Genomic DNA, 20,106 nt, shown 5'->3' on the forward strand with positions numbered 1-20,106 from the left:
GTCCGGCCGCAGGATCAGCCGCGGACGGCCGCCCGGAAAGCCGGACGCGGCGTCACGACTTGAGGATTTCGTCCAGACGCCGCTGTTCGTCCTCGTCCAGCGGCGCCTCCTGCGGTGCCGCGGCCCGGCGGCGCACGGCGACCAGCGCGATGACCAGCCCCGCGAGGCCGAGCGCGGCGGGCGCCAGCCACAGGACGAGGTTGACCCCCGTCCGGTCGGGGGCGAGCAGGACGTACTCGCCGTACCGCGCGACGACCGCGTCCACGACCTCGGCGTCGCTGTCGCCGGCCACCAGCCGCTCGCGCACCATCAGCCGCAGGTCGCGGGCGACGCCGGCATTGCTCTCGTCGATGGATTCGTTGCGGCAGACCGGGCAGCGCAGGCCGGCGGAGATGTCCCGCGCCCGCGACTCGAGCGCGGGATCGTCCAGCACCTCGTCCGGCTGCACCGCGAAGGCCGGCGCCGCGATCAGCAGCAGGACGAGGAGGAGGCGTCTCATTCGGCCGGCACCGGCGGCGGCGGGGCCGGCCGGGCGCCCGCGGCGACGCGCAGACGGCGGTCGGTCAGCGACAGCGCGCCGCCCAGCGCCATCAGGATCGCGCCGCCCCAGATCCAGTTCGCGAAGGGCTTCACGTAGGTGCGGACGGCCCAGCCGCCTCCGTCCTGCGGGTCGCCGATGACGACGTAGAGATCGCGCCAGACGCCGTTCTCGATCGCCGCCTCGGTCGTCGGCATGCCGGCGACCGGGTAGACGCGCTTCTCGGGGAACAGCCGCGCCACCTCGCGCCCGCCTCGGGCGACGTGGACCTCGCCCATCGTGGTGCGGTAGTTCGGACCCTCGCCCTCGGTCACGTCCGCCAACGTGACCTCGTAGCCGCCGACGTCGAAGGGTTCGCCCACCTGCGCGACGCGGATGTCCTCGACCTGCCAGGCGAGCATGCCCGCGATCCCGATGAAGGTCACGCCGAGGCCGCCATGGGCGACCGCCCGACCCCAGTCCGCCCGCGGCAGCCGCCGCAGCCGCGCCACGCGTCCGCCCAGGGCACCGCGCCCGGTCTTCGACCAAAGGTCGAGCGCCGCGCCGAAGAGGATCCACGCGCCGAGCAGCAGGCCCAGCGGCCCCAGCGCGGACCGGCCCGTCTGCATCGCCACCGCCAGCGCGGCGAGCGCCACCGCCAAAGCTGCCGCGGGCCAGAGCACCGAGACCGAGCGGCTCACCGACCCGCGCTTCCACGCCAGCAGCGCTCCGACCGGCAGGATCAGCGCGAGCACCACCATGAACGGCGTGAAGGCCGCGTCGAAGAACGGCGCCCCCACCGACAGGACCCGCCCGAACGCCATCTCGGCGAAGAGCGGCCACAGCGTGCCGACGAACACGACCAGCGCCGCGACCGCGAGCAGCACGTTGTTCGCCACCAGCGCCGCCTCGCGGCTGACGAGGCCGAAGACGCCCTTCGCCTCCAGCGCGCCCGCCCGGGCGGCGTAGAGGGTCAGGCCGCCGCCGACGAAGATGGCGAGGATGATCAGGATGAAGACCCCCCGCTCGGGGTCGTTGGCGAAGGCGTGCACGCTGGTCAGGATGCCCGAGCGGACGATGAAGGTGCCGAGCAGCGAGAAGCCGAAGGCGAGGATCGCGAGGAGGATGGTCCACGACTTCAGCGCCTCGCGCTTCTCCACCACAATGGCGGAGTGCAGGAGGGCGGCGGCGATGAGCCACGGCATGAAGCTGGCGTTCTCCACCGGGTCCCAGAACCAGAACCCGCCCCAGCCGAGCTCGTAGTAGGCCCACCAGGAGCCCAGCGCGATGCCGATGGTCAGGAAGATCCACGCCGCCAGCGTCCAGGGCCTGACCCAGCGGCCCCAGGCGGCGTCGACCCGCCCCTCGATCAGCGCGGCGATGGCGAAAGAGAAGGCCATCGAGAGGCCCACGTAGCCGAGGTAGAGGAAGGGGGGATGGAACGCGAGGCCGGGATCCTGCAGGAGCGGGTTCAGGTCGCGCCCGTCCAGCGGCGGCACCGCGACCCGGTCGAACGGGTTCGAGGTGAAGAGGATGAAGGCATAGAAGGCGACCGACACCGCCGCCTGCACCGCCAGCACCCGCGCCCGCAGGCGCGCCGGCAGGTTCGTCCCGAACAGCGCCACCGCCGCGCCGTAGAGCGTCAGGATCAGCACCCACAGGAGCATCGAGCCCTCGTGATTCCCCCAGACGCCGCTGATCTTGTAGAGGAGCGGTTTCGCCGAGTGCGAGTTCTCGACGACGATCCGCAGGGTGAAGTCCGAGGTGACGAAGGCCCGCATCAAGGCGCCGAAGGCCGCGATGACGAGGAGCGCCTGCGACACCGCCGCCGGCTCGGCGAAGGCCATCCAGCCGCGCCAGCCGCGATGCGCGCCGACGAGCGGCACCACCATCTGCATCAGCGCCAGCCCGAAGGCGAGGATCAGGGCCAGGTGTCCGAATTCGGCGATCATGGGAGACGTATACGCCGCCTCCGCCGCGCCGCCAATGCGCGGCGGCGTCGCATGTGCGGGACGGCGGACCTCGGTTCGTCAGGCCGAGCGCCCGGGCTCGCACGGCTCCGGCGCAGGAAGGGGCGGGGTAGGTCGGCGCAAGAGGCCGTCACCATAACCCATCCGTCCCGGGCCCGACCCGGGACCTCGCGCCGTCTGAAGCCCGCCCGACGCGCTCCCGGGCGCGCGGGGCCCCGGCTCAGGGCCGGGGCGGGCCGTCCAGTGCGGAACCGCACCCCATCGACCCACCCGTCCCGGGCCCGACCCGGGACCTCGCGCCGCCCGGAGCCACGCCTGCCGCGCACCCGGATGCGCGGGGCCCCGGCTCAGGGCCGGGGCGGGGAGCGCCTGTCCTGCACCGTCCGACGCTCGCCGCTCAGCGTCCACCGGCCCAGGCCGCCAGCGCGGGGTTCCCGCCCTGCCCGAGTGCCGCGGTCTCGTCCTGCCGCGGCGACGGCGCCTCCACCGTCCGCGCCTCGGTCGGGGCGTCCGACTCCATCGCCCGCAGCGCGCCGATGTTCGCCGCCACCTCCGGCACCCGCGCCATCGTCTCGGCGACCGAGCGTTGGAACTCTTGCGAATGGCTCTGGTAGCGGGCGCCGAAATAGAAGCTGACGATCGCGCCCATCAGCCACCACAGCGGCTCGGGCACCAGGGCGAGGCCCTGCATCCGGCTCGCGAACCAGACCGGGTCGGTCATCGCGGTCACGAACAGGCCGAGGACGCCGTAGGCCATGAGCGGGCGCGGCATCCGGTTCAGCCCGTCGATGGCGCGGTCGAAGAGGCCGCGGCGGGGCTGGCCGAACTCGGCGGAGAACTGCGCCAGCGCGGCGGCGCGGCCCTCGGCATCGCGGACCCCCGCCGCCTCGGCGTTCTCGCGGAACACGCCCATCGTCTCGGCCACGACGTTGCGGCCGCCGCCGAAGAGAAGCCCCCAGAGGGCGGCGAGCGGGCTCATGCCCAGGCCGCCGTGCGGGCGCGGTGCTCGGCGTCCGTCAGGTGGTAGCGGGGGGCGATGAATTCCTCGGCCCGGTCGATCCAGCCGCCCTTTCCGCCGTCCCGCCGCCGCGCGAACTTGCGCAAGGGGGGCCGGCGGTCGGCGAGGGCGTAGTACCAGTTGCGCCGGGCAATCCCGTAGGCGTCGGCGAAGTGATCCGGCGCCGCCTCCTGCGCGCGAGCGGCCGCGGCGATGGTCTGCGGGCCGATCGCGCCGTCGACCTCGCATTCGATGCGCATGTCGTTCAGCAGCCGCTGGAGGATGCGGACCGCGTTGGCGCCGGAATTCACGTAGGCGTCGTAGACCGACGCCCGGACACTCTCCGGCAATTCCGCGATCCGCGGCTGCTCGTAGTAGTGGCGCATCAGGATGTCCGCCGCCTGCGCCCGCGTCAGCCGGCGGACGTCGGCGGAGGTCACCTGTCCGTCGCCGTCGAGGTCCAGGCCGAGGCGCCGCATCGTGCCGATGGTGATGCCGAAGTTCGTCGCCCCGCCCGGATCGGCGGGGTCATTCACGTAGCCGCCCTCGCGGGCGAGGATGTCGTCGGTGATCTCGCGGACGGTCGGCATGGCCTCTCCCCCTTTTGGCGCCGGGGGAGGGTGGCCGGAAGTGGTTAATTCGTGGCTGGGGCAGCGTCCGATGCGTCAGCCGCGTCGGGCTCGACGTAGACGCCCTGCTCCTGCAGCGCCTCGATCACTTCCTTGGGCATGTAGCTCTCGTCGTGCTTGGCGAGGATCTCGAACGCCTCGAACGTGCCGTCCACGTAGCGGCCCTGCCCGACCATGCCCTGCCCCTCCTCGAAGAGGTCGGGAAGGAGGCCGGTATAGCTGACCGGGATCGAGGCCGCGCCGTCGGTGACGTTGAACGTCACCGTCTCGCCCTGGCCGCGGACCAGCGTGCCCTCCTCGACGAGGCCGCCGATGCGGAACGTCTCGGTCGGCTGCGGCGGCGCCTCGGCGACCTGGCTGGGGGAGCGGAAGAAGTTGATGCCGTCCCGCATGGCGTAGCCGATCAGCGCGGTGGACAGGGCCAGCGCGACGAATGTGACGACGATGATCTGGATGCGGCGTTTCTTCTTGAGGGACTTCATCGGCGGGGCTCGGGTGGGGCGGTGGGTTTCACCCACCCTACACGAGTCGCCGCCCGTGCGCGTGTGCCCAACGGCCGCAGCCCGCGGATACCCGCCCCGGGCCTGACCCGGGGCCTCGCGCCGCAAACGGAGCGCCCGGCGGCGCGAGGCCCCGGCTCGGTGGCCGGGGCGGGCGTGCTTTGGCCGGACCCGCGCGCCTTCACCGGAAGACCCGCCCCGGGCCTGACCCGGGGCCTCGCGCCGCAAGCGGTTCGCCCGGAGGCGCGGGGCCCCGGCGCAGCCGGGGCGGGTGTGCCGTGGCCGGACCCGCGCGCCTTCACCGGAAGACCCGCCCCGGGCCTGACCCGGGGCCTCGCGCCGCAAGCGGTTCGCCCGGAGGCGCGGGGCCCCGGCGCAGCCGGGGCGGGTGTGCCGTGGCCGGACCCGCGCGCCTTCACCGGAAGACCCGCCCCGGGCCTGACCCGGGGCCTCGCACCGCAAGCGGAACGCCCGGAGGCGCGGGGCCCCGGCTCGGGGGCCGGGGCGGGTGTGCCGTGGCCGGACCCGCGCGCCTTCACCAGAAGACCCGCGCCGGGCCTGACCCGGGGCCTCGCACCGCAAGCGGAACGCCCGGAGGCGCGGGGCCCCCGCTCGGTGGCCGGAGCGGGTGTGCCGTGGCCGGACCCGCGCACCTTCACCGGAAGACCCGCCCCGGGCCTGACCCGGGGCCTCGCGCCGCAAACGGTTCGCCCGGCGGCGCGGGGCCCCGGCGCAGGGGCCGGGGCGGGTGTGCCGTGGCCGGACCCGCGCGCCTTCACCAGAAGACCCGCTCCGGGCCTGACCCGGGGCCTCGCGCCGCAAACGGAACGCCCGGAGGCGCGGGGCCCCGGCTCGGTGGCCGGGGCGGGTGTGCTTTCGGCCGCGCTCAAGGGAACACCGGTGCCAGCATCAGGCCCGCCGTCTCCTCCAGACCCAGCATCAGGTTCGCGTTCTGCACCGCCTGTCCGCTCGACCCCTTGCACAGGTTGTCGAGCGTGGCGACGACCAGCGTCCGGCCCGGGATGCGGTCGCCGATGACCCCGATGTGGCAGAAGTTGGAGCCCATGACGTGCCCCATCCCCGGCGCCTCGCCGAAGGGCAGGACGTGGAGGAACGGCTCGTCCGCGTAGGCTTCCGCCAGCCGCGCGTGCACCGCCTGCGGGTCGCCCTTGAGGTAGCAGGAGGCGAGGATGCCGCGGTTCACGGGCACGAGGTGCGGGGTGAACTGGATGCGCACGTCGCGGCCCGCGATGCGGGTGAACTCCTGGTCGAACTCGCCGAGGTGCCGGTGCCTGCCGCCCTGGGAATAGCCCATGACGTCGGTCGAGCGTTCGGCGAACAGCATGTTCTCCTTCAGCGACCGCCCGGCGCCCGAGACGCCGTTCTTGAGGTCGCAGACGATGTCGTCCTCGTCGATCAGCCCCTGCCCGATCAGCGGCCGCAGCGCGAACTGCACCGTCGCGGCGTTGCAGCCGGTGCCGGCGACGAGACGGGCGGTGCGGATGGCGTCGCGGTTGAACTCGGTAAGGCCGTAGACCGCCTCCTCCTGCAGCTCCACCGCGGCGTGGGCCTTGCCGTACCAGGTCTCGTAGCCCTCGGGCGTGAGGCGGAAGTCGGCGCCGAGGTCGACCACCTTGGCCTCGCGCGGCAGCGTCGTCACCAGCGCCTGGCTGAGGCCGTGCGGCAGCGCGCAGAAGATCAGGTCGATGCCGGAATAGTCGATCTCGCCCGCCTGGACGAGGTCCGGCAGGTCTAGGTGGCGCAGGTGCGGGAACACGGACGCCATCGGCTGCCCCGCCTTGCGGTCGGCGGCGAGGGCGGCGACCCGCAGCGAGGGGTGCGTGGCGATCAGGCGGACGAGCTCGGCCCCGGTGTAGCCGGAGGCTCCGAGAATGGCGACGGACTGGGTCATGGCGGTGATATATCCCTGACGGGCCGGCGTTTCGAGAGCGGTAGCACGCTCAAGCGTCGGCAGATTTGATCGAAGACAAGGAGACGCGGCTCAGGCCGCCTCGAAGTCGATCTTTCGTCGGAGGAACTGGGTCGCCCGGTTCGACACGTTCTTCGGATTGCCGGTCGTCAGATACCGCGTCTCGGTCCCGGCCCCGACCATCTCGGGCCGGCGCGTCAGGTAGTCGGCGAGGCTCTCTGCGACGATGTTGGCCTGGCTGAAGACGGTGACGCCCTCGCCCAGCGCGTCTTGGAACACGTCGGCGACCAGCGGATAGTGCGTGCAGCCGAGGATCGCGGCGTCCGGTTCGGGCATCTTGCGCTTCAGCGCGTCGACGTGGGAGCGGACGAGCGCCTCGGCGAGGATCATGTCCCCCTCCTCGATCGCGTCGACCACGCCGCCGCAGGCCTGCGCCTCGACGTCGACGCCGATCGCGCGGAACGCCAGCTCGCGGCTGAACGCGCGGGAGCGGACGGTGGCGGGGGTGGCGAAGAGGGCGACGTGCTTGACCGCGACCTCGCGCGGGGGGGAGTTGTCGCCCCAGGTGCGCTCCGTCAGCGCCTCGATCAGCGGCACGAAGACGCCGAGGACGCGCTTGTCGCGCGGCACCCACGTCTCCTGCATCCGCCGCAGCGCCGCGGCGGACGCGGTGTTGCAGGCGAGGATGACGAGGTCGCAGCCGGCGTCGAAGAGGCGCGTCACGCCGGCGGTCGTAAGCTCGAAGATGTCGTCGGCGGTGCGCACGCCATAGGGCGTGTTCGCATTGTCGCCGTAATAGACCAGCGGCACGTCGGGCAGCCGGCGCTGGACCGCGCCGAGGACGGTCAGACCGCCGAGTCCGCTGTCGAAGATTCCGACTGCCATTGCCTGCCCTTCCCTCGCTCGCGGCGCCGCGTCCCGGCGGCGCCCGGGTGTCGCGGGCGCCGCCGGCACCGGAGAGAGGTCATAGGAGTGTTCGCGGAGGAAATCCATCATCGCCGTGCGAAGGTCGGGCGGGCGACCGGCGCGCGTGCGGGCGGGGGCACAGGGGGACCGCGCCGGGCCGGGGGGCGTACCGGCGCGAGGCGAGGCCGCGCTGCCACACCGCGGGGCCCCGGGTCAGGCCCGGGGCGGGTGTCCTGCGAATACGAGTGAGTGCCGTCTTCTAAAATGACCGGCCGACGGCGGTCCTTCGTCCCGCCCCGGCCCCGAGCCGGGGCCTCGATGGGTCAGAGACCGCCGATCCGGCGGAGCCCCGGGTCAGGGCCGGGGCGGGTGCGGGGGGCCGAAGGGCTCGCCCCGGCCGGCGCTGTCAGCGGCCAAGGCGGTGCGTTTCACCCGCCGGGGCGGTGGGTTTCACCCACCCTACTCCGCCGCTGCCCGCGTCTCGCCTCCCGCGCGGATGACCGCCAGCAGCTCCTCCCGCCGCTTCGCCGCCCTGGCCGCGTTCGCCTGCTTCACCGGGCCGAAGCCGCGGATCTGCAGCGGCAGTTCGGCCAGCGCGACGACGGCGTCCATCACCTCGGGACGGGCGAGCGGCAGGACCTCGTCCATGTCGCGCTCGTACTCGGCGATCAGCGCGCGCTCCATCCGCCGCTCCTCGGTGCGGCCGAAGGGGTCGAAGGCGGTCCCGCGCAGGCCCTTCATCCGGGCGAGCATCCGGTAGGCGGGCTCGATCCACTTCGCGGACACCGCGATCTTCTTCGGCCGGCCGTCCGCACCCTTGCGGGCCAGCAGCGGCGGCGACAGGTGGTAGACCCGCCGCGTCGTGCCCTCGAAGGCGGCGTCGGTGCGTTCGGCCGTCCCGAGATGCATCCGCGCGACCTCGTACTCGTCCTTGTAGGCGAGCAGCTTGTGGTAGCCCGTCGCCGCCGCCTCCTTCAGCCGGGGATCGTCGATCCGGTCGAGGAACGCGCGGTAGCGCCTTGCGAGGTCGTCGTCCTGATACCGGACGAGATGCGCCGCGCGCGCGGCGATCCGGTCGGCGAGCGACGTCTCCGCCGGCGCCTCCGGCGCCAGCACCTCCCGCATCGCCATAGGCTCCGCCACCGCCCAGCGGCCCACCTCGAAGGCACGGAGATTGCCCTCCACCGCCGCGCCGTTCAGGCGGATCGCCTCGCGGATCGCGTCGCCGCTAAGCGGCAGCATCCCGGCCTGCCAGGCGGCGCCCATCAGGATCGTATTGGCGTAGATCGAGTCGCCCATCACCTTCGCCGCCAGCTCGGACGCGTCGAACAGGGTCAGCCCGTCCCTCAGGCGCCGCTCCAGCGCCAGCGTCAGGCGCTCGGTCGGCAGGCGGAACTCGGTGTTGCGGGTGAAGTCGCCGGTGACGATCTCGTGGCTGTTGACGATGCCGCGGGTGCGGCCCGTCGTCGTCAGGCCCAGCGTCTTCGTCCCCGCGCTCACGACCAGGTCGCCGCCGATCAGCGTGTCGGCCTCGCCGGCCGCGACGCGGATCGCGCTGATCGCCTGCGGCGTGGCGCCGATCCGGCAGTGGATGTGCACCGCCCCGCCCTTCTGCGCGAGGCCCGCCATCTCCATCATGCCCGCACCCTTGCCGTCGACATGGGCGGCCATGGCCAGCAGTGCGCCGACCGTGACGACGCCGGTCCCGCCGACGCCGGTGATGACGACGTTGTGGGTGCCGTGGATGCGGGGCAGCTGCGGCTCGGGCATGTCCGGCAGGTCCAGCTCGATCCCCTGCCCCTTGCGCGGCTTCGCCCCCTCCAGCGTCACGAAGGACGGGCAGAAGCCCTTGAGGCACGACATGTCGAGGTTGCACGAGGACTGGTCCACCGCCCGCTTGCGCCCGAACTCCGTCTCCACCGGCACGATGGCGACGCAGTTGGACTGCACCCCGCAATCGCCGCAGCCCTCGCAGACGTCGGTGTTGATCCAGACCCGCTGGTCCATCTTCGGAAACGTTCCGCGCTTGCGGCGGCGGCGCTTCTCGGCGGCGCAGGTCTGGACGTAGATGATGGCGGTCACGCCGTCCTGCGCCTTCATGTGGTCCATGACGCGGGGCATCTCGTCGCGGACGTGCTGCTTCACCTCCACCGGGAAGGACGAGCGGTCGAAATCCTCCTTGGGATCGTAGACCAGCGCCACCTCGCGCACGCCCATCGCGAGCAGCTCCTTCGCGATTCGGCTCGGCTTCAGGCCGCCCTCGTTGGTCTGCCCGCCGGTCATCGCGACGGCGTCGTTGTAGAGGATCTTGTAGGTGATGTTGGTGTTCGCGGCGAGCGCGGCGCGGATCGCGAGAAGGCCGGAATGGTTGTAGGTGCCGTCGCCGAGATTCTGGAACACGTGCCGCCGTTTGCTGAACGGCGCCTCGCCGACCCAGTTCGCTCCCTCGGCGCCCATGTGGGTGAAGCCGGAGGTGTCGCGGTCCATCCACAGCGACATGATGTGACAGCCGATCCCGGCATAGGCGCGGGAGCCTTCGGGCAGCTTGGTCGAGGTGTTGTGCGGACAGCCGGCGCAGAAATAGGGCGTGCGGACCGCGATCTCCTCGGCGTTCTCGCTGCGCTGCGCCTCGACCACGCGGGCAAGCGCAGATTTCAGGTGCTCGGACGAGCGCCCCTCCTCGATCAGGATGCCGCCGATCTTCTCGGCGATCATCACCGGGTCGAGCGCCATGCGCGTCGGGAAGAGTTCCTCCTCATGCATCCCCCCGGCGCCGCCCCGGTACCAGCCATAGACGCGGCGGCCCTGGCGGTCGTCGAAGATCGCCTCCTTGATCTGCACCTCGATCAGCTTGCGCTTCTCCTCGACCACCACGATCAGGTCGAGGCCCTCGGCCCAGTCGTGGAACGAGGTCATGTCGAGCGGGAAGGTCTGCGCGATCTTGTAGGTCGTGATCCCCATCGCCTCGGCCCCCGCCTCGTCGATGCCGAGGAGGGAGAGGGCGTGCTGCAGGTCCAGCCAGTTCTTGCCGGCGGCGGCGAAGCCGATGGTGGCGCCGGGCTTGCCCCAGACGCGGCGGTCCATCCGGTTGGCCCGCGCGAACGCCTCGGCGGCGAAGCGCTTGTAGTCGATCATCCGCGCTTCCTGCGGGATCCAGTGATCGTTGAGGCGGATGTTCAGCCCGCCATCCGGCATCGCGAAATCCTCCGGCGCGACGAACGACAGGCGGTCCCAGCTGCCGTCGACGACGGAGGTCACCTCGACCGTGTCCTTCATGGTCTTGAGACCCGCCCAGACTCCGGCGTAGCGGCTGAGGGCGAAGCCGTAGAGGCCGAAATCGAGGATCTCCTGCACGCCCGCGGGCGACAGGACCGGCATGTAGGCGTCGACCAGCGCCCAGTCGGACTGGTGGCAGACGGTCGAGCTCTCGCCCGTATGGTCGTCGCCCATCGCCATCAGCACCCCGCCGAAGCGCGAGGTGCCGGCCATGTTGGCGTGGCGCATCACGTCGCCGGAACGGTCGACGCCGGGGCCCTTGCCGTACCACAGGCCGAAGACGCCGTCGTACTTGCCCTCGCCCCGGAGTTCCGCCTGCTGGCTGCCCCAGAGGGCAGTCGCGGCAAGGTCCTCGTTCAGGCCCGGCTGGAAGGTGATGTCGGCCGCGGTCAGGTCCTTCCTCGCCTGCGCCATCGACAGGTCCACCGCGCCGAGAGGCGAGCCGCGGTAGCCGGTGACGTAACCGGCGGTGTTCAGCCCGGCGGCCCGATCCCGCGCCTTCTGCATCAGCATCAGCCGGACCAGCGCCTGCGTGCCGTTCAGGAGGACCGGACTTTTTGTCAGGTCGTATTTGTCGTGAAGACTGATATCCTGCCTGCTCATTCAGCGCCTCCCGCGCCTGATGACCGCTTGCGGGCAGTATAGGTCAAAAGCGCTGACCTTTACACGTATTTCCCGCTGACACCGTCTGTTGATCTTGGGATGATAGCCTAAGTAACGGGCGGGCCAATGCGAGCGCTAACGACGAACGGACCTGATCGAGATGGACTGGGACAAGCTTAGGATCTTCCACGCGGTGGCCGACGCGGGGTCCCTGACCCACGCGGGCGACGTGTTGCACCTCAGCCAGTCGGCGGTCAGCCGCCAGATCCGCAGCCTCGAGGAATCGCTGAACACCACGCTGTTCCACCGCCATGCCCGCGGACTGATTCTCACCGAGCAGGGGGAACTCCTGTTCGACGCGACGCGCGCGATGAACAAGCGGCTGGAAACCGCCGCCGCCCGCATCCGCGACAGCGAGGAGGAGGTGTTCGGCGAGATCAAGGTCACGACGACCACCGCCTTCGGCACGCTCTGGCTCGCCCCCCGGCTGGCCAAGCTGTACGAGTTGTATCCCGACCTCAAGATCGACCTCATGCTGGAGGAGAGGGTCCTCGACCTGCCGATGCGCGAGGCCGACGTCGCCATCCGCATGAAGGAGCCGAGCCAGGCCGACCTGATCCGCAAGCGGCTCATGGGCATCCACATGCGCCTCTACGCCACCGAGGCCTACATCGCCGCGAACGGCACCCCCGCCACGGTGGAGGAGATCGGCAAGCACCGGCTGATCTGCCAGAACCCGACCTCGTTCCAGGTCTCCGCCGGCAAGAGCCTGGTGGAATACCTGCTCAGCTACGACGTGCCGCACCTGTTCACGGTCAACAACTACTTCGGCGTGCTGCAGGCGGTGCGGGGTGATCTGGGAATCGGCGTCCTGCCCGACTACGTGGTCGAGGACTTCCCGAACATCGTCCGCGTTCTCCCTGAAGTTGAGTCGAACGAGGTGCCCGTCTTCCTCGCCTTCCCCGAGGAACTGCGCCAGTCCAAGCGCATCGCCGCCTTCCGCGACTTCGTGCAGGACGAGGTGATCGCGCATCGCCGGCGCCAGCGCGCTCTCGAAGAGGCTGCGGAATAGGCCCTCGCCCTCCGGAAGTGACGCAGGGTGAGCCATGCACGCAACGCATGTCCGTTTTGTCCGTGCGCGTGCAGCAATCCGCTTGATCGACTCAGCGCTGCCGCCTACTTGGGCAGGTGAGGGCGATGCTGCTGCAAAGCGTATCATCCTCATACCTCCCTGTTGGACTTAGGCCGGGCGCTGGTCGCCCGGCTCTTTTTTTGGGCAGTCGGCTGTTCGGGCCGTCTCGGCCGGCCCCTTGACTTCGCTCGAAGAACGCGCCGCCCCTTCCGCATCCGCGCCCTTCAATCCCCGCGCGAGACGCCCTAAAGGAACGGCGACAGGGGACCGCCTTTGGGGACACGCGCATGACCGAACCCGACATCACGCCGGAGGTGATCGCGGCGCACGGCTTCACGCCGGACGAGTACGCCGAGGTCCTGCGTATCCTCGGCCGGGAGCCGACCTTCACCGAGCTCGGCATCTTCAGCGCGATGTGGAACGAGCATTGTTCCTACAAATCGTCGAAGAAGTGGCTGCGCACGCTGCCCACCTCTGGCCCCCAGGTGATCTGCGGCCCCGGCGAGAATGCGGGCGTCGTGGATATCGGCGACGGACAGGCCGTGGTCTTCAAGATGGAGAGCCATAACCACCCTTCGTACATCGAGCCCCATCAGGGCGCCGCCACCGGCGTCGGCGGCATCCTGCGCGACGTCTTCACCATGGGCGCCAGGCCCATCGCGGCGATGAATGCCCTGTCGTTCGGCGTGCCCGAGCATCCCAAGACGCGGCACCTCATCAACGGCGTGGTCGAGGGGATCGGCGCCTACGGCAACGCCTTCGGCGTGCCGACCGTGGGCGGCGAGGTGCGCTTCCACCCGTCCTACAACGGCAACTGCCTCGTGAACGCCTTCGCCGCCGGCCTCGCGGACGCGGACAGGATCTTCTACTCCGCCGCGTCCGGCGTCGGCATGCCGGTCGTCTATCTCGGCGCCAAGACCGGCCGCGACGGCGTGGGCGGCGCGACGATGGCGTCGGCCGAGTTCGACGACACGATCGAGGAGAAGCGCCCGACCGTGCAGGTCGGCGACCCCTTCACCGAGAAGTGCCTGCTGGAGGCGTGCCTGGAGCTGATGGCCTCCGGCGCCGTGATCTCGATCCAGGACATGGGCGCCGCCGGCCTCACCTGCTCGGCCGTCGAGATGGGCGACAAGGGCGGCCTCGGCATCCGCCTCAACCTCGACCGCGTGCCGCAGCGCGAGACGGCGATGAGCGCCTACGAGATGATGCTGTCGGAAAGCCAGGAGCGGATGCTCATGGTGCTGAAGCCGGAAAAGGAGGCCGAGGCGCGGGCGATCTTCGAGAAGTGGGACCTCGACTTCGCCATCGTCGGCGAGACGATCCCCGAGGACCGGTTCCTGATCCTCCACGGCAACGAGATCGTCGCCGATCTGCCGCTGTCGAAACTCTCCTCCTCCGCCCCGGAATATGACCGCCCGTGGGAGCCGGGGCCGCGCCGCACCGACGTCCCCGAGGTGCCGGACATCCCTGCGCTCGACGCGCTGACGGTGCTGCTGACGAGCCCCGACCTCGCCCACAAGGCGTGGGTGTGGGAGCAGTACGACACGCAGGTGATGGGCGACACGGTCCGCCCGCCGGGCTGCGGCGCGGGCATCGTGCGCGTGCACGGCACGCCGAAGCTGCTCGCCTTCACCTCGGACGTGACGCCGCGCTACGTGGCCGCGAACCCGGTCGAGGGCGGCAAGCAGGCGGTGGCCGAGGCGTACCGCAACCTCACCGCCTGCGGCGCGACGCCGCTCGCCGCGACCGACAACCTCAATTTCGGCAACCCCGAGAAGCCGAAGATCATGGGCCAGTTCGTCGGCGCCATCCAGGGCATCGGCGAGGCGTGCCGCGCGCTCGCCATGCCGATCGTGTCGGGCAACGTCAGCCTCTACAACGAGACCGACGGCTCGGGCATCCTGCCGACGCCCACCATCGGCGCCGTCGGGCTGATCTCGAGCGCGGACCGCCTGATCGGCGGCGCGGCGCGGGAGGGCGACGTGGCGCTGCTGCTGGGGACGACCCACGGCCACCTCGGCCAGTCGGCGCTGCTCTGGCACGTGATGGGCCGCGACGCGGGCGACGCGCCGGCGGTGGACCTGTCGGCCGAGCGGGCGCACGGCGACTTCGTGCGGGAGAACTTGGCCCGGATCGGCGGCTGCACCGACCTGTCGGACGGCGGCCTGGCCATCGCGGCGTTCGAGATGGCCGAGGCGGGTGGGACCGGGGTCGCGCTGGACGCCGGCGACCTGCCGACGCTCTTCGGCGAGGACCAGGCCCGCTACCTCATCGCCGCCGCCCCCGATGACGCCGAGGCGCTGCTCGCAGCGGCCGCGGCGGCGGGCGTCCCCCTCGCCCGGGTCGGCGCGTTCGGCGGCAGCGACCTCCGCCTCGGCGACCAGGGCGCACCGATGGCGGAACTGACCGAGGCCTGGCGCGGCGTGTTCCCGGCGCTGTTCGGCGCATGAGGGTCCGCCTCGTCCGTGATTTCGCGGTCTCGCCGGACCGGCTGTGGCAGAGCGCGACGGACCTCGGCCACCTGCGCCGGGTCTGCGCCGGCCTCGTGACCTTCGACGACTGCGTTCCCCGTGAGGGGCGGATCGCCGAAGGGGACAGGTTCGACACCGTCGTCCGCCTGTTCGGCCGCTTCCCGCCCCAGCGCTACCGCATGGAAGTGGCGGAGCTGGACGATGCGGGCATGCGCTTTCGGTCCGAGGAATCGGGCGCGGGGGTCCGCCGCTGGACCCACCGGCTCGAGGTGCGGCCGCACCCGAACGGCGCCCGGATGGAGGAGACGATCGACATCGACGCGGGCCCTGCGACGCCGCTCCTCGCCCTTTGGGCGCGCATTCTCTACACGATCCGCGGTCGCCGCCGGGCGAGGATCCTCGCACAGGGGACTGCCTGAGACGGCTTGAGCCGGCGTGGCCGCCGGCCTAGCGTCGCGGCAGATCGCCCTGACCGGTGCCGCATGCCCCTCCTCCGTCCCGCCGCGCTCGCCGTCTGCCTGGCTCTCCTGCCCGCCGCCGCGCCGGCCTTCTGCTTTCTCGGCTGCGACGAGGAGAGCGAGGGCGCGGAGGCCGCGGCCGCCTTTGCCGCGGCGCTCGGCTTCGCAGCGCCCGAGGGGGTGGAGGTGCAGCATCACCTCGACGGCGGCTTCCAGGACGCGTTCTTCCAGTCGCGCCTCGCCGCGACTCCGGAGGGCCTCGCCACCCTCGGCGACCTCCTCGGCGCGGACCTCGCCGCCCTGCCCCCGGCCGAGGACACCCGCGGCTACACCGATGCCGACTGGTGGCCGGAGGCGCCGCCGGTGGGCCTGACGGGCGCCGACATCTCGCTTCCGGGCTGGCCCTACGCCGCGATCCGCGTGGCGCCGGACCCCGACGCGCCCGGCGCCCTGATGGTCCTGCTGTCGGGGAACGAGACCTGAGGGCCTCCCCCGCTTGAAGGCGCGAGCCCGGCGCAATACCTTGTCCACCGCAGACGAGGGAGCCCGCCATGGCGATCACCGCCCACGACATCGAGGACATGATCCGCGACGCCTTTCCCGCCGCCGAGGTGCGGGTCGAGGGCGACGACGGCGCGCACTTCTCGGCCGAGGTGATCGACGAGAGCTTCCGCGGCATGAACCGGGTCCAGCAGCAGCGCGCCGTCTATGCCGCGCTCAAGGGCAAGATGGACGGCCCCGCGGGCGAGCTGCATGCGCTGGCGCTGACCACCCGCGCGCCGGACTGACGACAGACACCAGCACCGCCCCGGCGTCGCCGCGGGCCGAGAAGGACAGCCAGATGACCGCTCAGGACCAGATCAAGACCACCGTCGACGCCAACGACGTGGTTCTCTTCATGAAGGGCACCAAGGCGATGCCGCAATGCGGCTTCTCCTCCCGCGTCGCGGGCGTGCTCAACTTCATGGGCGTGGAGTATGCCGACGTGAACGTCCTCGCCGACGACGGTATACGTCAGGGGATCAAGGACTATTCCGACTGGCCGACGATCCCGCAGCTCTACGTGAAGGGCGAGTTCGTGGGCGGCTGCGACATCGTCACCGAAATGACGCTGTCGGGCGAGCTGGACCAGCTGTTCGAGTCGAAGGGCATCTCCTTCGACAAGGCCGCGGCGGACAAGATCCGAGAAGCCAACGGCTGACCGGCACGACCTGAGCCCCCGCCTGCGGCCACGCCCGCCGCGCGGGGGCTCTGTTATCGAACGCGCCGCGGACGGATGGCCGCGAGGGTCGGCGCGCCGAGGTGCGACACCGGCCTCATGATCCTCCCCGACCCTGCGGCGCAGGCGCGACGTCCGCCGAAGGATTCTCCCCCGGCCGCGAAGACGCCAGGGGGAGGCGACGGGCATCCAGCGCCCGGCCGGTGTCATCCACGCAACTCGCTCTCGGCTCCGTCGGCCTGCCGGTCGCGGTGACCTCGTCAGCGCGCGTTCGCGGCCCACCGAGGCAGACGGCGCAATGCATGCAGGTGAGGGGCATCTTCGCTCTTCGTCATCGCAACTCGTCATCGCGACCGTCGGCGTCGGCGTTCTCGTCGCCGACGCCATCGTGCCGGCGCCGCCCCTGAGACATCTCTCGATCCCGCTCGACGGCACCCCGGTCGCGCCGGTCCCGGCGGATCTCGTGCCGCGCCTCGCCAGCACCACGCGCCCGCGGCCGCGCCGCCTGACCCTCTGCCAGTCGGGCGGGCACGGACCGGTCTCCGCTTCCCCCTGCCGCAAGGACTGGAGTGCCACGCGCTTGTCATCGACGCGCTTTAGGCGTCCGATGGACTCACAACGACAACAGGGAGACACCCATGGCCATCCGTCTGACCCGCCGCGGCTTCCTCGCCGGCACCTCGGCCGCGTTCGCGATGCACCCCTTCTCGGTCCGCGCCCAGGCCGGGCAGGCCCACCTGCGCCTGCTCGAGACGACCGACATCCACATGCACATCTGGCCCTACGACTACTACTCGGACCAGCCGGTCGATACGGTCGGCCTCGCCCGCACCGCCGCGCTGGTGGAGCAGATCCGGTCCGAGGCGACGAACTCGCTCCTGCTCGACAACGGCGACTTCCTGCAGGGCAACCCGATGGGCGACTACATGGCCTACGAGAAGGGCATGGACGACGAGACCGTCCATCCGATCATCGAGGCCTTCAACGTCCTGAACTACGACGCCGGCACCATCGGCAACCACGAGTTCAACTACGGGCTCGACTTCCTGATGAAGTCCGTCGACGACGCCGCCTTCCCGATCGTGCTCGCCAACGTCGTCACCACGATGGGCGCCACGCCGCTCGAGGACGAGACGCTGGTCCCGCCCTATGTCATCCTCGACCGCGAGCTGACCGACGGCTCGGGCGAGAGCTTCCCGATCCGGATCGGCCTCATCGGCTTCACCCCGCCGCAGATCATGACCTGGGACCGCCAGCACCTGGAAGGCCAGGTCGAGGTCCGCGACATCGTCGAGACCGCCCGCGCCTACATCCCCAGGATGCGCGAGGAAGGCGCCGAGATCATCGTCGCCCTCGCCCACTCGGGCATCGGCGCGGCCGAGCACGAGCCGATGATGGAGAACGCGGCGATCCCGCTGGCCGAGGTCGAGGGCATCGACGCCGTCCTCACCGGCCACAGCCACCTCGTCTTCCCCGGCCCCGACTACGCCGACTGGCCCGGCGTCGACGTCGAGGCCGGCACGATCGGCGGCAAGCCCGGCGTCATGGCCGGCTTCTGGGGCAGCCACATGGGCCTGATCGACCTGATGCTGGAGCGGGACGGCAATTCGTGGCGCGTCGCCGACGCGATGGTCGAGGCGCGGCCGATCTTCCAGCGCGAGGAAGACCGCTCGATCACCCCGCTCGTCGAGAACGTGGCCGCCGTCACCGAGGCGACCGAGGAAGAGCACGAGGCGACCCTCGCCTACGTCCGCGCCGAGGTCGGCCAGACCGACGCGCCGCTGCACTCCTACTTCGCGCTCGTCGCGGACGACCCGTCGGTGCAGATCGTCTCGAACGCGCAGCTCTGGTACCTGGAGCAGCAACTGGCGGGCGGCGAGCACGCGGATCTGCCGCTCCTCTCCGCCGCGGCGCCGTTCAAGGCCGGCGGCCGGGGCGGCCCGGAATACTACACCGACGTCGCCGCGGGGCCGGTCGCGATCAAGAACGTCGCCGACCTCTACCTCTATCCCAACACCGTCCGGGCGGTGCGGATCACCGGCCAGCAGGTGAAGGACTGGCTGGAGCGCTCGGCCGGCATGTTCAACCAGATCACGCCCGGCGAAGCGGACCAGGTCCTGCTGAACCCGGACTTCCCGTCCTACAATTTCGACGTGATCGACGGCGTCAGCTACCAGATCGACCTCTCCCAGCCGAACCGGTTCGACCGCGACGGCAACGTTGTGAACGAGGGCGCGAACCGGATCGTCAACCTCACCTACCAGGGCGAGCCGATCGACCCGGCCCAGGAGTTCGTCGTCGCGACGAACAACTACCGCGCCTCCGGCGGCGGCAACTTCCCCGGCGCCCAGGGCGACACGATCATCTTCGAGGGCCCGGACACCAACCGGGACGTGATCGTGCGCTACCTGAACGACCAGGGCACCGTCAGCCCCTCGGCCGACGGCAACTGGAGCTTCGCGCCGATGGAGGGGACCTCCGTCCTCTTCGACACCGGCCCCGGCGGCGCGCAGTACATGGAGGCGGTCCCGAACATCCGGATCGAGCCCGCCGGCGACGGCCCCGACGGCTTCGCCCGGTTCCGCATCCTGCTCTGACGACCACGGGGCGGCCTTCGGGCCGCCCCCACCCTCGGGCGGGACCATGCCATATCATCTCGAAAGTGCGGTCGAGAGATGACGTACCCCGCGGATTCGAGATTGCGCGACGGTCTGCTCGACCACCTCCCCGCCGACGAGATTCGAGCCGCGTTCGCACGGTCGCCGGGCAACGAGATGGCCAGCGGCAAGTTTCTCAACCCCGACAGCTCCGCCGCGCTCGCCGCGAACGGGTTCGGGTACTTCCTGAAGCGGCCCACCGACTTCCCCGCCATTCCCGGGCTCGTCGACGGCCCGGTGCGCTCGGTGCAGATCGAGCGCGAGATGCGGTTCCCGTGGAGGGGCGGGCGGCATCCATGGCTGGACGCCGCGATCCGGACGGACCACGTCCTCGTCGGCGTCGAATCCAAGCGGTACGAACCCTATCGGCCCGGCAAGTCGGGGTCGTTCGCCGACACCTACTGGACCCACGACTGGCCGGACGGGAGCCAACACTACCAGGCCGTGCGCGACGCCGTGCGTGAGGGCGGTTCGGGGTTCAGGCAGCTTGACGTGGCGCAGCTGTGCAAGCACGCGCTGGGCCTCGCGACCGAGGCCGGGCGGCTCGGCCTGCGCCCCGTCCTTCTCTACCTCTACGCCGAGCCGACGGCGTTCTCGGACGGACGGCCCGTCCTTCCGGAACGGCTGAGCCGCCATCGCCGGGAGGTGGCCGACTTTTCGCACCGGCTCGCCGGAGCGGAGCCGGTCTTCCACGCGATGACGTGGGACACCCTGCTGTCGATATGGGCAGCGAAGGGCGGTGCGGTCGCCGATCACGCGACCGCGGTCCGGGAGGTCTTCAGGCCAGCAAGGGCTGACGGGGCTGCATGAGGCCGCCGTCGAACCGCCGATCAACGATCGG

The 20,106-nt window shown here is 71.2% G+C and carries 16 protein-coding genes; 8 read left to right on the forward strand and 8 right to left on the reverse strand.

Going from position 1 to position 20,106, the window contains the following annotated elements; all coding sequences use genetic code 11:
• Window positions 1-52: 52 nt before the first annotated feature.
• The 8 genes from A37W_RS0103135 to A37W_RS0103170 all read right to left on the reverse strand — a co-directional run bounded on the left by A37W_RS0103135 (window position 53) and on the right by A37W_RS0103170 (window position 11,328).
• On the reverse strand, window positions 53-499 hold the full coding sequence (locus A37W_RS0103135; protein WP_018301569.1) for a cytochrome c-type biogenesis protein: 447 nt from the start codon (window positions 497-499) through the stop codon (window positions 53-55).
• A complete protein-coding gene (locus A37W_RS0103140; protein ID WP_018301570.1) occupies window positions 496-2,469 on the reverse strand; it encodes a heme lyase CcmF/NrfE family subunit in 1,974 nt (657 codons plus the stop codon). Before A37W_RS0103140 ends, A37W_RS0103135 begins: the two co-directional genes overlap by 4 nt.
• A 415-nt stretch (window positions 2,470-2,884) precedes the next feature.
• Complete coding sequence (locus A37W_RS0103145; RefSeq protein ID WP_018301571.1) at window positions 2,885-3,466, reverse strand: holin family protein; 582 nt, start codon at window positions 3,464-3,466, stop codon at window positions 2,885-2,887.
• Complete coding sequence (locus tag A37W_RS0103150) at window positions 3,463-4,074, reverse strand: holin-associated N-acetylmuramidase (RefSeq protein WP_018301572.1); 612 nt, start codon at window positions 4,072-4,074, stop codon at window positions 3,463-3,465. The genes A37W_RS0103145 and A37W_RS0103150 overlap by 4 nt, the downstream gene beginning before the upstream one ends.
• A gap of 44 nt (window positions 4,075-4,118) precedes the next feature.
• Complete coding sequence (ccmE, locus tag A37W_RS0103155; RefSeq protein WP_018301573.1) at window positions 4,119-4,595, reverse strand: cytochrome c maturation protein CcmE; 477 nt, start codon at window positions 4,593-4,595, stop codon at window positions 4,119-4,121.
• Between the two features lie 904 nt (window positions 4,596-5,499).
• Window positions 5,500-6,525 (reverse strand): N-acetyl-gamma-glutamyl-phosphate reductase, encoded by a 1,026-nt coding sequence (argC, locus tag A37W_RS0103160; protein ID WP_018301574.1) that lies wholly within the window; start codon window positions 6,523-6,525, stop codon window positions 5,500-5,502.
• 90 nt (window positions 6,526-6,615) lie between these two features.
• Complete coding sequence (locus A37W_RS0103165) at window positions 6,616-7,428, reverse strand: glutamate racemase (protein ID WP_018301575.1); 813 nt, start codon at window positions 7,426-7,428, stop codon at window positions 6,616-6,618.
• Between the two features lie 480 nt (window positions 7,429-7,908).
• Window positions 7,909-11,328, reverse strand: coding sequence for an indolepyruvate ferredoxin oxidoreductase family protein (locus tag A37W_RS0103170; RefSeq protein WP_018301576.1), 3,420 nt, complete (start codon window positions 11,326-11,328; stop codon window positions 7,909-7,911).
• A 160-nt stretch (window positions 11,329-11,488) separates the two neighbouring features.
• On the opposite strand from A37W_RS0103170, the gene A37W_RS0103175 reads away from it, so the two are divergent.
• The 8 genes from A37W_RS0103175 to A37W_RS0103210 all read left to right on the forward strand — a co-directional run bounded on the left by A37W_RS0103175 (window position 11,489) and on the right by A37W_RS0103210 (window position 20,075).
• Window positions 11,489-12,400 (forward strand): LysR family transcriptional regulator, encoded by a 912-nt coding sequence (locus A37W_RS0103175; RefSeq protein ID WP_018301577.1) that lies wholly within the window; start codon window positions 11,489-11,491, stop codon window positions 12,398-12,400.
• Between the two features lie 347 nt (window positions 12,401-12,747).
• Window positions 12,748-14,910, forward strand: coding sequence for a phosphoribosylformylglycinamidine synthase subunit PurL (gene purL, locus A37W_RS0103180; RefSeq protein WP_018301578.1), 2,163 nt, complete (start codon window positions 12,748-12,750; stop codon window positions 14,908-14,910).
• A complete protein-coding gene (locus A37W_RS0103185) occupies window positions 14,907-15,350 on the forward strand; it encodes an SRPBCC family protein (RefSeq protein ID WP_018301579.1) in 444 nt (147 codons plus the stop codon). The genes purL and A37W_RS0103185 overlap by 4 nt, the downstream gene beginning before the upstream one ends.
• 63 nt (window positions 15,351-15,413) lie before the next feature.
• A complete protein-coding gene (locus tag A37W_RS0103190) occupies window positions 15,414-15,872 on the forward strand; it encodes a hypothetical protein (protein WP_018301580.1) in 459 nt (152 codons plus the stop codon).
• Window positions 15,873-15,940: 68 nt separating this feature from the next.
• The gene (locus A37W_RS0103195) at window positions 15,941-16,177 is read left to right on the forward strand and encodes a BolA/IbaG family iron-sulfur metabolism protein (protein ID WP_018301581.1); all 237 of its coding nucleotides are present in this window, start codon (window positions 15,941-15,943) and stop codon (window positions 16,175-16,177) included.
• Between the two features lie 53 nt (window positions 16,178-16,230).
• The gene (gene grxD, locus A37W_RS0103200) at window positions 16,231-16,590 is read left to right on the forward strand and encodes a Grx4 family monothiol glutaredoxin (protein WP_018301582.1); all 360 of its coding nucleotides are present in this window, start codon (window positions 16,231-16,233) and stop codon (window positions 16,588-16,590) included.
• A gap of 656 nt (window positions 16,591-17,246) precedes the next feature.
• Complete coding sequence (locus A37W_RS0103205; protein WP_018301583.1) at window positions 17,247-19,205, forward strand: bifunctional 2',3'-cyclic-nucleotide 2'-phosphodiesterase/3'-nucleotidase; 1,959 nt, start codon at window positions 17,247-17,249, stop codon at window positions 19,203-19,205.
• 78 nt (window positions 19,206-19,283) lie between these two features.
• Window positions 19,284-20,075, forward strand: a complete 792-nt coding sequence (locus A37W_RS0103210; RefSeq protein ID WP_018301584.1) for a PGN_0703 family putative restriction endonuclease — start codon at window positions 19,284-19,286, stop codon at window positions 20,073-20,075.
• The last annotated feature ends 31 nt before the right edge of the window (window positions 20,076-20,106 follow it).

Origin of the sequence: Wenxinia marina DSM 24838 (genome assembly GCF_000379485.1) — a bacterium.
GTDB classification, from domain to species: domain Bacteria; phylum Pseudomonadota; class Alphaproteobacteria; order Rhodobacterales; family Rhodobacteraceae; genus Wenxinia; species Wenxinia marina.

Coding starts and splice junctions, on each gene's coding strand:
- A37W_RS0103135 (WP_018301569.1), bottom strand. CDS start 499: ATGAGACGCCTCCTCCTCGTCCTGCTGCTGATCGCGGCGCCGGCCTTC.
- A37W_RS0103140 (WP_018301570.1), bottom strand. CDS start 2,469: ATGATCGCCGAATTCGGACACCTGGCCCTGATCCTCGCCTTCGGGCTG.
- A37W_RS0103145 (WP_018301571.1), bottom strand. CDS start 3,466: ATGAGCCCGCTCGCCGCCCTCTGGGGGCTTCTCTTCGGCGGCGGCCGC.
- A37W_RS0103150 (WP_018301572.1), bottom strand. CDS start 4,074: ATGCCGACCGTCCGCGAGATCACCGACGACATCCTCGCCCGCGAGGGC.
- ccmE (WP_018301573.1), bottom strand. CDS start 4,595: ATGAAGTCCCTCAAGAAGAAACGCCGCATCCAGATCATCGTCGTCACA.
- argC (WP_018301574.1), bottom strand. CDS start 6,525: ATGACCCAGTCCGTCGCCATTCTCGGAGCCTCCGGCTACACCGGGGCC.
- A37W_RS0103165 (WP_018301575.1), bottom strand. CDS start 7,428: ATGGCAGTCGGAATCTTCGACAGCGGACTCGGCGGTCTGACCGTCCTC.
- A37W_RS0103170 (WP_018301576.1), bottom strand. CDS start 11,328: ATGAGCAGGCAGGATATCAGTCTTCACGACAAATACGACCTGACAAAA.
- A37W_RS0103175 (WP_018301577.1), top strand. CDS start 11,489: ATGGACTGGGACAAGCTTAGGATCTTCCACGCGGTGGCCGACGCGGGG.
- purL (WP_018301578.1), top strand. CDS start 12,748: ATGACCGAACCCGACATCACGCCGGAGGTGATCGCGGCGCACGGCTTC.
- A37W_RS0103185 (WP_018301579.1), top strand. CDS start 14,907: ATGAGGGTCCGCCTCGTCCGTGATTTCGCGGTCTCGCCGGACCGGCTG.
- A37W_RS0103190 (WP_018301580.1), top strand. CDS start 15,414: ATGCCCCTCCTCCGTCCCGCCGCGCTCGCCGTCTGCCTGGCTCTCCTG.
- A37W_RS0103195 (WP_018301581.1), top strand. CDS start 15,941: ATGGCGATCACCGCCCACGACATCGAGGACATGATCCGCGACGCCTTT.
- grxD (WP_018301582.1), top strand. CDS start 16,231: ATGACCGCTCAGGACCAGATCAAGACCACCGTCGACGCCAACGACGTG.
- A37W_RS0103205 (WP_018301583.1), top strand. CDS start 17,247: ATGGCCATCCGTCTGACCCGCCGCGGCTTCCTCGCCGGCACCTCGGCC.
- A37W_RS0103210 (WP_018301584.1), top strand. CDS start 19,284: ATGACGTACCCCGCGGATTCGAGATTGCGCGACGGTCTGCTCGACCAC.